This is a genomic window from Cellulophaga fucicola (assembly GCF_900119145.1).
Lineage (GTDB): Bacteria > Bacteroidota > Bacteroidia > Flavobacteriales > Flavobacteriaceae > Cellulophaga > Cellulophaga fucicola.
This window is the reverse complement of sequence record NZ_FPIY01000009.1, coordinates 26,932-41,472: the sequence shown is the minus strand read 5'-3', so window position 1 is coordinate 41,472 and position 14,541 is coordinate 26,932. Positions and strand designations below refer to the sequence as shown.

General features: G+C 32.5%; 13 protein-coding genes. 3 read left to right on the top strand and 10 right to left on the bottom strand.

Annotation, left to right across the window (positions count from 1 at the left end):
• Positions 1-14 precede the first annotated feature (14 nt).
• From accD to tamL, 3 genes are read right to left on the bottom strand one after another with little or no spacing between them, the layout of a single operon-like run.
• Entirely contained in the window at positions 15-893 is an 879-nt protein-coding gene (accD, locus tag BT107_RS16970; protein WP_072305037.1) for an acetyl-CoA carboxylase, carboxyltransferase subunit beta, read from the bottom strand.
• Positions 894-925: 32 nt separating this feature from the next.
• Positions 926-1,993: a class II fructose-bisphosphate aldolase gene (gene fbaA / locus BT107_RS16965; RefSeq protein WP_072305036.1), complete on the bottom strand. Its 1,068-nt coding sequence runs from the start codon at positions 1,991-1,993 to the stop codon at positions 926-928.
• A 58-nt stretch (positions 1,994-2,051) separates the two neighbouring features.
• Positions 2,052-4,628, bottom strand: coding sequence for a translocation and assembly module lipoprotein TamL (tamL, locus tag BT107_RS16960; protein WP_072305049.1), 2,577 nt, complete (start codon positions 4,626-4,628; stop codon positions 2,052-2,054).
• A 24-nt stretch (positions 4,629-4,652) separates the two neighbouring features.
• Between tamL and BT107_RS16955 the strand changes: the two genes are divergently transcribed.
• Positions 4,653-5,378: a TrmH family RNA methyltransferase gene (locus BT107_RS16955; RefSeq protein WP_072305035.1), complete on the top strand. Its 726-nt coding sequence runs from the start codon at positions 4,653-4,655 to the stop codon at positions 5,376-5,378.
• Between the two features lie 2 nt (positions 5,379-5,380).
• Here BT107_RS16955 and porT read toward each other — a convergent pair whose 3' ends face one another.
• Both porT and ubiE read right to left on the bottom strand, forming a co-directional pair.
• On the bottom strand, positions 5,381-6,076 hold the full coding sequence (porT, locus tag BT107_RS16950) for a type IX secretion/gliding motility protein PorT/SprT (protein WP_072305034.1): 696 nt from the start codon (positions 6,074-6,076) through the stop codon (positions 5,381-5,383).
• Positions 6,077-6,090: 14 nt separating this feature from the next.
• On the bottom strand, positions 6,091-6,819 hold the full coding sequence (gene ubiE, locus BT107_RS16945; RefSeq protein ID WP_072305033.1) for a bifunctional demethylmenaquinone methyltransferase/2-methoxy-6-polyprenyl-1,4-benzoquinol methylase UbiE: 729 nt from the start codon (positions 6,817-6,819) through the stop codon (positions 6,091-6,093).
• A gap of 286 nt (positions 6,820-7,105) precedes the next feature.
• Here ubiE and trkA point away from each other — a divergent pair, with 286 nt between their 5' ends.
• A complete protein-coding gene (trkA, locus tag BT107_RS16940) occupies positions 7,106-8,455 on the top strand; it encodes a Trk system potassium transporter TrkA (protein ID WP_072305032.1) in 1,350 nt (449 codons plus the stop codon).
• Position 8,456: 1 nt separating this feature from the next.
• Complete coding sequence (locus BT107_RS16935; protein ID WP_072305031.1) at positions 8,457-9,947, top strand: TrkH family potassium uptake protein; 1,491 nt, start codon at positions 8,457-8,459, stop codon at positions 9,945-9,947.
• On the opposite strand, the gene BT107_RS16930 is transcribed toward BT107_RS16935, so the two are convergent.
• The 5 genes from BT107_RS16930 to BT107_RS16910 form a co-directional block, all read right to left on the bottom strand.
• Complete coding sequence (locus tag BT107_RS16930; RefSeq protein ID WP_072305030.1) at positions 9,913-10,398, bottom strand: nuclear transport factor 2 family protein; 486 nt, start codon at positions 10,396-10,398, stop codon at positions 9,913-9,915. The two genes, BT107_RS16935 and BT107_RS16930, sit on opposite strands and share 35 nt — an antisense overlap.
• A gap of 12 nt (positions 10,399-10,410) precedes the next feature.
• Complete coding sequence (locus tag BT107_RS16925; RefSeq protein WP_072305029.1) at positions 10,411-11,262, bottom strand: ChaN family lipoprotein; 852 nt, start codon at positions 11,260-11,262, stop codon at positions 10,411-10,413.
• A gap of 32 nt (positions 11,263-11,294) precedes the next feature.
• Complete coding sequence (locus tag BT107_RS16920; protein WP_072305028.1) at positions 11,295-12,368, bottom strand: DUF3667 domain-containing protein; 1,074 nt, start codon at positions 12,366-12,368, stop codon at positions 11,295-11,297.
• Positions 12,369-12,403: 35 nt separating this feature from the next.
• On the bottom strand, positions 12,404-12,994 hold the full coding sequence (locus BT107_RS16915; RefSeq protein WP_342039597.1) for an RluA family pseudouridine synthase: 591 nt from the start codon (positions 12,992-12,994) through the stop codon (positions 12,404-12,406).
• Between the two features lie 360 nt (positions 12,995-13,354).
• On the bottom strand, positions 13,355-14,539 hold the full coding sequence (locus BT107_RS16910) for a pyridoxal phosphate-dependent aminotransferase (protein ID WP_072305026.1): 1,185 nt from the start codon (positions 14,537-14,539) through the stop codon (positions 13,355-13,357).
• Positions 14,540-14,541: the final 2 nt, after the last annotated feature.

Below are 14,541 nucleotides of genomic sequence, written 5' to 3'. Positions count from 1 at the left end.
AAATCTATGCTGTTTTAAGCAGACATAGGTTTATGCTTACGAACAGGGTTATTCTGTATTAAGTCTATATAAAGATTTACTTTTTGTTTTAAATCTCTTCTATGTGTAATAAAGTCTAAAAATCCGTGTTCTTTTAAAAATTCTGAAGACTGAAAACCTTCTGGAAGATCTTTACCTGTTGTGTCTTTTACAATTCTAGGACCAGCAAAACCAATTAGTGCACCTGGTTCTGCAATATTTATATCTCCTAACATTGCATAAGATGCGGTTGTGCCACCAGTTGTTGGGTCTGTGCATAAAGATATGTATGGTAAACCTGCCTCTGCCAATTGCGCTAGCTTAACAGATGTTTTTGCTAATTGCATTAAAGACAATGCAGCTTCCATCATACGAGCTCCTCCAGACTTTGAAATCATCATAAAAGGAACTTTCTTTTTTATAGCGAAATCTATTGCTCTAGCAATTTTTTCACCAACAACACTACCCATAGAGCCACCAATAAAACTAAAATCCATACAAGCAATAACTATGTCATTACCGTTAGATTTGCCTATTGCGGTTCTTACAGCATCTTGAAGCCCTGTTTTTTTCTCGGCTGCTTTTAAGCGATCTACATACTTCTTAGTATCTTCAAACTTTAAAGGGTCTTTAGATGATAATTTAGCGTCTAATTCTTTAAACTTATTATCATCAAAAAGTATTTCAAAATATTCCTTACTTCCTATTCTTACGTGGTAGTCATCTTCTGGACTAACGTAAAAATTCTTTGCTAAAACTTCAGATTCAACAATTTTTCCTGTTGGAGATTTATACCACAATCCTTTAGGAGTGTCTTTTTTCTCTTCTGTAGCTGTCTGTATTCCTTTTTCTTTTCTTTTAAACCAAGCCGACATAAAATAATATTAAGTTAATTGGTGATCTTTTATTATAATGTGTTTACATTATTAAGATCCTCAAATGCTTTCTTTAAACGTGTACTAAACGTTTTTTCTCCTTCACGAAGCCAAACTCTTGGATCGTAAAACTTTTTATTTGGTACATCTGCACCATCTGGATTTCCTATTTGTGCTTGTAAATAGTCTTTTTTATCCAATACATAATCTCTTACTCCTTCTAAAAATGCATATTGTAAATCTGTATCAATATTCATTTTTATAACTCCGTAACCAATAGCTTCTCTAATTTCTTCTAATGTAGAACCAGAACCTCCGTGAAAAACAAAGTCAATGTGGTTTTCTTCTACATTGTATTTTTTAGTGATATAATCTTGAGAGTTTAATAATATTTTTGGAGTTAGTTTTACATTACCTGGCTTGTAAACACCGTGTACGTTACCAAATGCTGCTGCAATGGTAAATTTAGGGCTTATTTTAGAAAGCTCTTCGTAAGCAAATGCAACTTCTTCTGGTTGTGTGTATAGTTTAGAATCATCTACATCAGAATTATCTACACCATCTTCTTCACCTCCAGTAATACCTAACTCAATTTCTAAAGTCATACCCATTTTGCTCATTCTGGCAAGGTATTCTTTACAGATTTCTATGTTTTCTTCAATTGGCTCTTCAGATAAATCTATCATATGCGAGCTAAATAAAGGCTTTCCTGTTTCTGCAAAGTGTTTTTCACTAGCATCTAGTAAACCATCTATCCAAGGTAATAATTTCTTAGCACAATGGTCTGTATGTAAAATAACAGTTGCACCATAAGCTTCTGCTAATTCATGAACATGTTTAGCACCTGCAATAGCACCAACAATAGCAGCTTTTTGACCATCGTTAGATAATCCTTTACCAGCGTTAAACTGCGCACCTCCATTAGAGAATTGAATAATAACAGGAGCATTTAAGTTTGCTGCTGTTTCCATAACACTGTTTATAGTGTCAGATCCAATTACATTTACCGCAGGTAATGCAAAGCCTTTTTCTTTTGCGTAATTAAAAATTTCTTGTACTTGGTCGCCTGTAGCAACTCCAGGTTTAATGTTGTGAGCCATACTTTATGTGTTGGTATTTTATTAGATTAACAAAGCAAAAGTAATAAAATTATTAGCGTTAAAAAGGATAATTAACACCAATGTTTATTGTTGCATTACCAAAATTATAATCTCTAAACCATCTTTTTGATGCTTCTAACTCCGGATTATACGTTTTAAAACCGGTGTCTAAACGTAGTACAAAGTATGTAAAATCATACCTAATACCAAAGCCAGTTCCTAATGCAATTTCGGTTAAAGAGCTAGCATCTTTAAAGATTGCATCTTCATTTTCTTCATTGTCAAAAACATTCCAAATGTTACCTGCATCTGCAAATAAAGCTCCTTTTATATTACCAGCAACAGGGAATCTAAATTCTAAATTTGCTGCTATTTTTAGGTTTGCTTCATTAAAATCGTTTAAAGATTGTGTGCTTCCTGGACCAAGCGAATATGCGTTCCAAGCTCTGTTGTCATTAGAACCACCTGCAAAGTAACTTTTTGCAAATGGTATGCTATTAGAGTTGCCGTAAGGTACTGCTATACCTAGAAAACCTCTAAAGGCTAATACGTTCTGAGAAGGAAAACTCCAGTGCTTTATATAGTCAAAATCTGTTTTAACATATTGTGAAAATTGTACGCCAAAAATCTCTTTGTTGCCATTGTCATTTTCTTTAAAATCTACAACACCAGAAAGTAAAGAAAGTACATTACCTGCACCTTCTATTTTTATTTTAAATTGATGAAAGTCATTATCATTTATTCCTGTTCTGCTATCTTTAGTGTAAGAGAAATTAGTAGCAAAGATTAAGTTGTTTTCGGTTAACCTTTTCTCTCTTTCATCTATGCTTCTAACTTCTTTGTAATCGTCAGATGTAGATGCAGCTAAACCTTGGTTTAAAACTTGATCTATAAACCCACTTGTGCCAAGAGGAATTTTTAGTTTTGGGTCAGAATCGCCTTCAGATGTTTCAAATAACTCACTTAAAGCAGGATTGTCTTGGTAATTATCTGCAACATCATCTAGTCTGTTGTATGTACTTTGGTATACATTATAAAATCTACCAGGATTTAAATTCCTAATAAATTGAATATTTAAAAGTTCTAAAGAATTTTTTTTGAATTGAGAAGCAGACCAGTTGTAACCTAAAATAGCATTTACATTTTGTTTATCTAGTCCTATGTTTTTTTGAAAATTTGTACCAATTACCATTCTAGTTTGCGGTAACATATAAGGAGGTATAATTTTCTTTGTTTTAAAAGGCATCCAAATTCTTGGAACAATTAAATTAATATCTGCACCTATTTCAGAAACCGAATTTTCATTAGGGTTATTTACTTCGCTTAAAACACCTAATGATCCACGGGCAGATAAGCTAAGTGTTTCTGCACCTCCAAAAACATTCTTAATTGCTAGCGAAGAACTAAAAGCAGCGCCAAGCCTTTGTATATTAGAGTGTGTACCTTCTATATTGGTTTCTAATAAATACTTTTTTAAAGGAGATAAGTAAATGTTAGTGTTTAGTTTATTGCCAAGAGAATCAAACGTAATGTTAGGATACTTAAAAGTGTTTAAATTACTTATTTGCTTGTAAGTTCTAGACTTGTTTATTTCCCTGTAAATACTATCTTTTTTTATGAAAATAGAGTTAGTTAATGCTTTTGGTTTATATTTTAATTTATCCTTATAGTATATGGTGTAATTTTCAAAGTCTAAAGATTTCATACTAGAAATATCATCTCCAAAATGGTAATCTGTAAAAATATTAATAGTGTCAAAGGTGTAGATTTTGTATTCTGTAAGCTTGTTTTCTCCTCTTTTCTTTAGATTGTTAATCTGTATTTTAACAGACATATTCTTAGATGTAGGTCTGTTTGTGCTATCACTAGGAATATCGTACTCAATAGAACTTTCTTGAAAATTATAAATTCCTGTATTTTTAAATAGGTTGGTTAAGCGTTCTCTTTCTTTGTAAAAGTTAGAAGAATTATACTGCTCTTTTTCTTTTAAAAAGGATTCTCCTTTATGAATTTGATAAATTGAATCTAGTGTAGAAGATGCTATATTTTGTGATATGCTGTCTACCATATATGGGTCTCCAAGTTGAAGCTTGTAGTTAATATGCGCACGTTGTTTTTTATTTATAGTATCTATTTGGTATGATGATTCTGTATCAAAATACCCTTTGTTATTGTAAAAAAACTTTAGTTGTCTAGCAGATTTTTTAGACTTAGTTGTGTCTATTATAGCAGGAGATTCGCCTATGTTTTTTAACCATTGACTAGCTCCTTTTACCATAAAGGATTGTCCCAGAGCATTTACTTGTTTCTTGGATAAAAATTTGGTTAGCCTTTCTATTCTCTTTGGTTTTTTATGTAGCCATACTTGGTAAAGCGAATCTGGATTGTCTTTAGCTAAATTGTATAAGTTTAAACGCAAAGGGTAACCTAGTAAGTTGCTGTTTGGTTTTTGAGAAATTAAACTAAAAGCATCTTCGTTCTTTATTTTTTTACCATCTGCAGTTACCGTATTTTTAGTAAGTAAAAGCTCGTCGTCTTCTACTTTTTTTAGCGCATTACAAGATGTTATTGCTATAACTAGCAATAATAAACCTATTTTTGTAAACTGTTTTGTGTTACGTAAACGCATTTTCATAGAGTTCAAAAATACATTATTTGTATGGTTAGTAAAAGCCAAATAAAGTTTATAAAAAATCTACAGCAAAAAAAGTACCGAACGGAACATAAGTTATTCGTGGTTGAAGGTATTAAGGTGGTAAAAGAATTAGTAAAAGCTAATATGAAACCTTATGCTATTTATACAACTAGCAATGCTATTTTGGCTGAAGAATCTTTTAAATGTGAGTTAATTTCAGAAGCCGATCTTAAAAAAATAAGTGCCTTAAAAACACCTAATAATATCTTGGCTGTTTTTCATCAGGCTAAAGCAGCAGAAATAGCAGAAGATAATTGGCTTGTTGCTTTAGACGATGTTCGTGATCCTGGTAATCTAGGTACAATAATAAGGTTGTGCGACTGGTTTGGAATTACAAACCTATTTTGTTCTAGTCAGACAGTAGATTGTTACAATCCAAAAACATTGCAAGCAACAATGGGGTCTATGGCTAGAGTAAATATTGTTTACGGTAATTTAGAAGACTTTTTGCAGGCAACTAAAATACCTGTTTATGGGGCTTTTATGGACGGAAAAAACGTCTATAAAGAAGACTTTACTATTAAAAAAGGAATTTTAGTGATGGGTAATGAAGCTAATGGGGTTTCTCCAGAGGTTGAAGCTCTAATAACTAAAAAAATTAGTATTCCGCAGTTTGGTACAAAAACTACAGAGAGTTTAAATGTGGCAACAGCAACGGCAATTTTATTAAATGAAATTAGAAGAGGGTAGAACTACTCAAACGTAAAGTTGATAAAAATACCTCTAGTTTTCATAGAGTTAATATTTCCTGTCCAAGGACTGTTAGAGTCTACATCTGTTACCAACTCATCATTAATAGCAAAAACACCTCTAATAGATGGTGAAAATTTAAAGTACTCTAAGTAAAAATCTACACCAAAGCCCATTTCATAGTAATAAGTTGCTTTTTTCATTCTAAAAGTAGCACCACTATTATCTTCAATACTATCTTCATTGCTACTTAAGTTCATAGAGGTAGATGCACCACCAATAAGATAAGGCTTCCAGTTACCTATTCTTTTGGCACTTACCTTAAGTAATAACGGAAAATTTATATAAGTACTTTTTACTTCTCTAATTGCGTCATTAGCATCAGAAAAACCTCTAAATCCTAATGTTCTTTTTGTATAATGTAGCCCTGGTTCAAAACGTAAGTCTAAAAAATTATTTAATCTTAGTTCTCCAATTAAACCAACATTAAAGCCCATAGACTTATCAACTAAAATGTCACCTAAGTCATCTTTATAATCAAATTTAAAATCATATTGATTAAAGCCAAGAAAGTAACCCCAGTTTAAAGGGCGTAAATCTTCACTTTCTAAATTCATTATAGGGTCCTCGTTAAACTGAGCATTTATAGTGTTGCCAGCAATAAAAAGGCACAAAAAAAGAAACAGAATTTTTTTCATTAGATTTTCATATCTTATTTAGAAGCAACGTAAATGGATGCTACTCCAAAAGTTTGCGGCTTATTCTCTATAGATATAAACCCATTTTTCTGTAAAATATTGTTGAACTCTTTTCCATGAGGAAAAATAGATGCAGATTCGGACAAATAAGAGTATGCTGTACGGTCTTTAGAAAACAATTTACCAATGGTTGGTAGTATGTATTTTGTGTAAAATTTATAGCCTTGTTTAAAAGGTGTTTTTGTTGGTACAGAAGTCTCTAGAACTACAAAAGTACCTTTTGGTTTTAGAACACGTAAAATTTCTGACAAGCCTTTATCAAGGTTTTCAAAATTACGTACGCCAAAAGCTACGGTAATAGCATCAAAAGTATTGTCTTTAAATGGTAAGTTTTCACTATCGCCAATAATCATATCAATAGTATTGGCTAGTTTTTTATCTGCAACTTTTTGCTTGCCAACATCTAACATTCCTGGAGATATATCTAAACCAGTAATTTTAGTTGCTCCAGTTTTAACTAGGTTAATGGCAAGGTCGCCAGTACCTGTAGCAATGTCTAAAATGGTTTTAGGTTGTTTGTTTTTTAAAATAGCAACAACTCTGTTACGCCACTTTATATCTATACCAAAAGAAATAACCCTGTTTAACCCATCATAATTCTTAGAAATAGTATCAAACATTTGAGTGACTTGTTCTTTTTTTCCAAGTTCAGAATTTTTGTAAGGAGTAACTTTTTCTGCCATTATTATTTTTTTTGCAAAGATAGCATAAAGGTTACATTTTACGCGTTATAGAGGTGTAAAAGAGCTAGAACTAAGTACTAAATAGGGTATTAGGTATTAAAATGTTTTAAATAGTATGCTAAATTAGTAAGGTGTTAACTACTTAACAAATAAATAAATACCGTACTTTAGGACAGGGTTAGTTAATATTTGTTTTTACGTCTATATACAAGCCGATTGCATAAAAAAGAGTAATTTTGCCGTCCAAAGTTTACCAAGGTACATTTTGGCTTAGTTAAATAAATATATGAAGATTATTATAGCGGGTGCAGGAGAGGTTGGCTTTCATTTGGCAAAATTATTGTCTTTTGAGTCGCAAGATATTACCTTAATAGATACTTATAAAGAAAGTTTAGCGTATGCAGACAGTCATTTAGATATTCGTGTTTTAAAGGGTGATGCTACTTCTGTTGCAGTTTTGAAAGATGCACAGGTTGAAAAATCCGATCTTGTAATTGGTGTTACGTCATCAGAGACAACAAACCTTACGCTTTGTATTTTGGCAAAGCAATTAGGGTGTAAACGTACTATTGCCCGTATTTCTAATACCGAGTTTATAAAGAATAAAGAAATTTTAAATTTCGAAAAGCTAGGTATAGACGAACTTATTTCTCCAGAAGAATTAGCTGCTACAGAAATACAATTGCTATTAAATCAATCTGCTTTTAACGAGAGTTATGAGTTTGAGGATGGTGCCTTAATTATGATTGGAGTTTGTTTGCCAAAATCGGCTCCTTTTGTTGGTAAAATGGTGAAGGAAGCAGCACGTATATTTCCAGAGTTACACTTTATGCCAATAGCAATACAGCGAGTTGGTACACAGTATACAATTATACCAAGAGGAGATACTGAGTTCATGAAAGGGGATCAGGTTTACTTTATAACTTCTAAGGCTGGTTTAGATGATCTTCTAAAACTTACCGGAAAGGAAAAAAGGCAAATTAAAAACGTGATGATTCACGGTGGTAGTAAGCTTGGGTATAAGACAGCACGTGATTTATGTGGAAAAAAGTTTAATGTTAAGTTAATAGAAAAGGACAAAGAAAGAGCAATGCAACTTGCAGACGATTTACCAAATGCTTTGGTAATTAATGCGGATGGAAGAATTGTTGAGGTTTTAGAGGAAGAGAATTTAGATGCTATGGATGCTTTTATTTCTGTAACATCAAACTCAGAAACCAACATTATGTCTTGTTTAGTGGCAAAATCTAGAAACATAAAGAAGACTATTGCCTTGGTAGAAAATATGGATTATTTTCAGTTATCACATACTATTGGTATAGATACTCTAATTAATAAAAAATTATTAGCAGCCAATAATATTTTTAAACACATTAGACGTGGAGAAGTTGTTGCAATGACACGTTTAAACAATCTTAATGCAGAGATTTTAGAGTTTGTAGTAAAGCCTAATTCTGCTGTTAAAGGTAAAATTATTAAAGAGTTAGATTTTCCTAGATCAGCAACCATAGGTGGTGTTGTTAGAGATGGTGAAGGTATTATTGCTTTGGGTGATTTCGAAATTTTAGAAGGAGATAGAGTAGTGGTATGTTGTTTACCGCGAGCTATTCCTAAAATTGAAAAGCTTTTCTTGTAAAATGACATTAAATTATAAAATCATTATTCATATAATGGGCTTGTTACTACTTTGTAACGGTGCATTTATGGGTATTTCTGCAGGTATAAGTGCAATTTACGATGATGGCGCTACATTAGAAATTGCAATGGCGGCTTTGGTAACATTGGCAGCAGGTGCAATGGCTATGCTGGCAACCAGAGGTCATAAAAAAGAAGTAAAGAGAAAAGAAGGATATTTAATAGTAACCTTTGGGTGGATAGTGATGTCTTTATCAGGAGTGCTACCTTACCTTTTTACGGAATCTATTCCAAGTTTTACAAACGCTTTTTTTGAAACCGTTTCGGGTTATACAACCACAGGAGCATCTATATTAAATGATATTGAAGCATTGCCAGAGGGAGTTCTTTTTTGGCGAAGCCTAACACATTGGATTGGTGGTATGGGTATTATTGTTTTAGCAATTGCCATTTTACCAATATTAGGTATTGGCGGTATGCAATTGTTTTCTGCTGAAGCTCCAGGTCCAAGTGCAGATAAATTACATCCACGTATTACAGATACAGCAAAAAGACTTTGGTACATTTATGTAGGCTATACTGTTGCAGAAACTATTTTATTGCAATTAGCAGGGATGTCTTTCTTTGATGCAATTAATCATTCCTTGGCAACGTTGTCTACAGGAGGTTTTTCTACTAAAAATGCAAGTCTAGCGTACTGGAACAATGACCCATTAGTGCAATACATTGTTATTTTATTTATGTTTTTAGCGGGTAGTAACTTTGTCTTAAGTTATTTTGCTTTTAAAGGTAAGATACAAAAAATGTTTAGGGATGAAGAGTTTAAGTTTTATACAGGCTTTGTTGTTTTCTTTACTTTAATAGCTGCACTTACAGTTTATTTAAAAGCAAACGTGCCAGTTTCAGATTACCATCCTATGGTCTTAGGTGAGGCAGAAAGTGCTTTTAGACATACCTTATTCCAGATTGTATCTGTGATTACAACTACAGGGTTTGTTACAGCAGATTTTACAAACTGGACACCCTTTTTAACCGTTTTCTTTTTTGGATTAATGTTTTTAGGCGGTTGTGCAGGTTCTACAGCTGGTGGTATTAAAGTGATGCGTCACTTGTTAATTATAAAAAATGGATTGCTAGAGTTTAAAAGGACTCTACATATAAATGCTATTATTCCGGTACGATACAATAATAAAATGGTACCAGAAAAAATAGTTTACAACATTGTAGCCTTTTTGGTTTTATATATGTTGCTGTTTATAATTGGAGCTTTAGTATTAAGCTTTTTAGGGTTAGATTTTGTCTCTGCTATTGGTGGAGCAGCAACATCTTTAGGTAATGTTGGCCCAGGTTTAGGTAGTCTTAATCCGCTTGCAAATTTTGATAGTTTACCAGGTTTGGCAAAATGGTGGACAGCCTTTTTGATGTTGGCAGGTAGATTAGAATTATTTACGGTGCTTATTATTTTGACTCCGTACTTTTGGAAGAAGATATAAATGTATTTAATAGGTTGTTTGTCTTAGACTGAATCTTAGATTTTAGAAAAGAGGACCAACCTAATAAGTAACCACTTGTGCCTAATGCCTGTTTAGACCAGTTCCATAAATTAAAATTATCTGTATGTGTTATTATTTTACCATCTAAAAAGGAGAAAGATGCAGTTACATTATTTACTACGTTTCTTTTTTTTGGACCGTAAGCATATTTAGCTTGCCATTTGGCACTTCCCTTATTTTCTGTGGCTTCAGTATCAGTAAAAGTTATGGTAGATTCGGCATTGCTTCTGCTTAATAACATTTTCCACATAGCTTTTGCTTTATCACCCTGTAAAGTTCCAAAAGCAGGATCTGTAAAAACAATATCATCGTGGTAGCAACTAATCATACCATCAGCATCTGCATTAGAAAAAGAAGTATAGAATTTTTCAATAAGTTCTTGGTTTGTCATTTTAGGTTGTTTTTAGTATGTGTTAGTCATATCAGCATCAACACAAATAATGTAATTAGCAACATTTAAATGTTCTTCTTCTAATTTAGAAATATCTTTTTGGCTCACAGTAGATAATGTAGCATACTGTAAGGTTGCATTCTCTCTTTTTAAATACCATAAGATGCCTTCGTAATTGTTAGAGTGGTATGCACCATTATAGTGTATAAAGGTTGTGTTTGTTTGATGGTTTTTTAAAATGAAATGAGCCATTGTAGCATCTTTTATCGCTTGTGCCATTACAAGTTCTGGAGTACCGTGATCTCCCATCATTTTTAAAATATTTTTATATGTAGGTAATTCACTATCAAAAGCTATTGGCAAAGGTGCAATCCATTCTTTTTCTTTAGCTGATAAAGTGTCTAAGCCTCCAAATCCTTTTTTGTAAACCAAACTTGCATATCTGCGAGGTACATTGGTTGCTATAAATGGTAGTTTATTGTCTTTTGAAAAGTTTACTAAAGGAGCATAATCTGTTTTGTAATTTGGCCATAGTCTAGCAAGAGTGTCTAATGCTTTTGCATCTATAATGCCGGCTAAGTAATTATTTATTTGCATTTGGTTATCTGCCTCTAACATTTCGGCGCCTAATACAATCGTTTTGCTTTTGTGTATGTCTTTAGTAACTTCTAGCTCTAGCCAATGAGCAATTGCGTTGTTGTGTAGTTCTCCAAATAATATAACATCTTTTTCATTTAAGTCTTTTAGCATTTTATTGTAACTAACCTTTTTTCCTTTAGCATTGTAAATTACATATGCTGGTTTTTGGCTGTATACAAATAATGTAAAAAACACTAAAGTTAGAGTTAAGTATGCTTTTTTCATTTCTAATAAATAGTTTAAGTGTCTAAGTTAATTTAATAAAATAAGAAAGCAAAAGTTAATAATAGTAGTACGGCAATAGGTATTACTATTGTAAAGTAAATAAACGTTGCTAAGGAGCTTTTAATAAAGCTTAAAAGCCAACCGTGGTCATAGAATTTTTTAACAGCTATACACAAGTAAATAAAGGTAGATAGGATTACTAGCCATTGTATGGATCCAGGAAAATTTGGCCAAATAAAACTAATTAATAGTAAAATTATAAACGTACTAAAGAGATACGAAAAATAATAAAAAGCAAATACCAAATGGTAGGCAAAAGGGCCTTTGTTGTAGAACAATATTTTTAATATAAACGCAAAAATTGGTAGTAGAAAAAATAAGGCAATGGGTATGGTGTCATAAAACGAGTGTAATATGTTTGCTAAACTACCATTGTCTCTATAAAGTTTTAATACTTGGGTGTATGTTTTTTTTGTAAAATAGCCTGCATTCTCTTTTCTGCCCATTTCTTTTGTTATTAAAGAGTCTGGAGCATTAATGGCTATTAATGAGTCTACTTTTGACTCGTTAAACCCAAAAGACATAAAATCATCACCTTTGTAATTTTCACCTTTAATTATAGAATCTAGCTTAGCTAATTCTTCATCATTAAGTCCTGTTTTGTCCTTGTTTTTTTTAAGTTTATCTATAACAGTTGCAGCAACTAAAGAATCGTTACTATTTAATGTGTTTATAGAGTCTATAGTTTGTTGAAGTGTTTTTTCTGATTTTACACCTTCCCTTATTTGTTGTTCTTGTTTACTTACTTTAAATGAAAAGAAAAAGAAGAATACAATTGAAGAGAATAGGTATAATTGCGCAGGGTGAAGATACAATAATCGTTTACCCTCAATAAATTTAGAGGCTAAATATCCTGGTTTTAAGAGAAGTGGAAAAAAACTTCTAAAAAAACGAGCATCTACAGAAAAGTAATTTTTAATGGTGTTGCTAAATAGAACGCCAACGGTAAGCTTGTCATTAGATTTTTGTCCGCAATATGGACAAAATTGAAAAGTTTCATCAAACTGATTTTCACAATTTTTACAACTTGTATTAGAATTTGGCATTTAGGCTGGTTTTACAGCTAAAGTAATTATTATTTTTATAACAGTGAACTAAATATTTTACTATACTTAGTTGGTAGGTCTTTTATTATATTCATTTTTTCATTTGTAAACGGATGTATAAAAGAAAGGGAGTAAGCGTGTAGGTAGAGTCCTTTTCCTTTTACAATTTTTCCTTCTATACCATATTCAGCATCGCCTAAAATAGGGTTGCCAATAGATGCTAGGTGGTTTCTAAGTTGATGTTTTCTTCCTGTTTTAGGAAAAAGTTTTACCAAGTTTAAGTATTCATATTTTTTAGAAGGTACGCTTTCTAAAACCGTATAGATTGATGCTGCTTTTTTGTTGTCTACGTTGGTATTTATTTCTCCTTCTTTGGGCATACTACCTATGGTTATGGCAAAATATGTTTTGGTAATTTCCTTGTTTTGAAAGAGTTTGTTTAAAGCTGTAATGCTAGCAGATGTTTTGCCAACTAACAATAGGCCTGTTGTAGGATAGTCTAGTCTGTGTACGGGTCTTGGTTTTGTAGCGTCTGGTAAATTACTTTTTGTTATATTCTGCTCTAGCACATTGTCTATAGTTTTAAAAGAATTACCACTGACTAAAATCCCCGCAGGTTTATTTATTAGAGCTAAGTAGTTATCTTGGTAAACAACTTCTATGTCTAGAACTAACCTTTTTTTGTTGAGGTCTTCTTTTGGTTTGTTGTAGGTTATTTTTTCTGACCCGTATATATATGTAGCGGTAGATGCTTTTTTTGCATCAATATATAAAAGTCCCTTTTTTATTGCTTTCTTTAAAGCGGATTTGGTGTTTAGGCCAATAAAAATACCAACGCCGTATTCTTGAAACCTAACAGGTTTATCTTGAGTAGCTGCTATGTGAGTTTCTGTAGAAATGATTGCTATTTTTAATAAAGTAAAGTAATAAAAAAGGCCTTACTGCAAATTGCAAATAAGACCTTTTGTATAATTTTAAGAAGCTTATTATAAAACAGCTTTAATTCTGCTAACAGCTTCTCTTAATTCTTTTTCTGCTGCTGCGTAAGAAATACGTATGCAGTTTGGATTACCAAAAGCTTCACCAGTAACAGTTGCAACATTTGCATTTTCTAGTAAATACATAGAAAAATCAGATGCAGTGTTAATAGTAGTTCCATTTAAGGTTTTGCCAAAGAAATCAGAGATATCTGGAAAAACGTAAAAAGCACCTTCTGGTACATTTAATTTAAATCCCTCAATTTCTCCTAAAAGTTCCAAAATAAGATCTCTCCTTTTATGAAACTCATCTATCATAAATTGTATTTTGCTCACAGGAGCATCTAGTGCAGCAATAGTAGCACGTTGTGCAATTGCATTAGCGCCACTTGTGTTTTGTCCTTGAAACTTAGTACAAGCTTTAGCAATAGATTCTGGAGCGCCAATGTACCCAATACGCCACCCAGTCATAGCAAATGCCTTAGAGACGCCATTAACGGTTATTGTGCGGTTGTACATACCGTCTATGCCAGCAATACTAACGTGACCACCTCTAAAGTTGATATGCTCGTAAATTTCATCAGAAACTACGTAAATATTAGGGTGTTTTTTTAATACTTCAGCTAAACCTTCTAACTCTTCTTTGCTGTATACAGATCCACTTGGGTTACAAGGAGAACTAAACCACATCATTTTAGTGTTAGGGGTAATTGCAGCTTCTAACTGTGCAGGAGTCATTTTAAAATCTGTATCTATGCTTGTTGGCACTTCTACAGGTGTTCCTTCTGCAAGTTTTACAATGTCACTGTAGCTAACCCAGTAAGGAGCAGGCAAAATAACTTCATCTCCTTTATTTAACATACACATTGCTATGTTTGCTAAAGATTGTTTTGCACCTGTGCTTACTACAATTTGGTTAAGACCGTACGTTAAGTTGTTGTCTCTTTTAAATTTATTAGCAATAGATTGTTTTAAATCTGCGTAACCATCTACAGGAGAATAACTGCTGTAGTTGTCATCTATAGCTTGTTTTGCAGCGTCTTTAATAAAGTCAGGAATATTAAAATCTGGTTCTCCTAAACTTAAACCAATAATGTCTTTGCCAGAGTTACGCAACTCTCTTGCTTTTGCTGCCATTGCTAAAGTGGCAGAGGTAGACATATTTGTAATTCTGTTAGATAAATGGTTGCTCATGC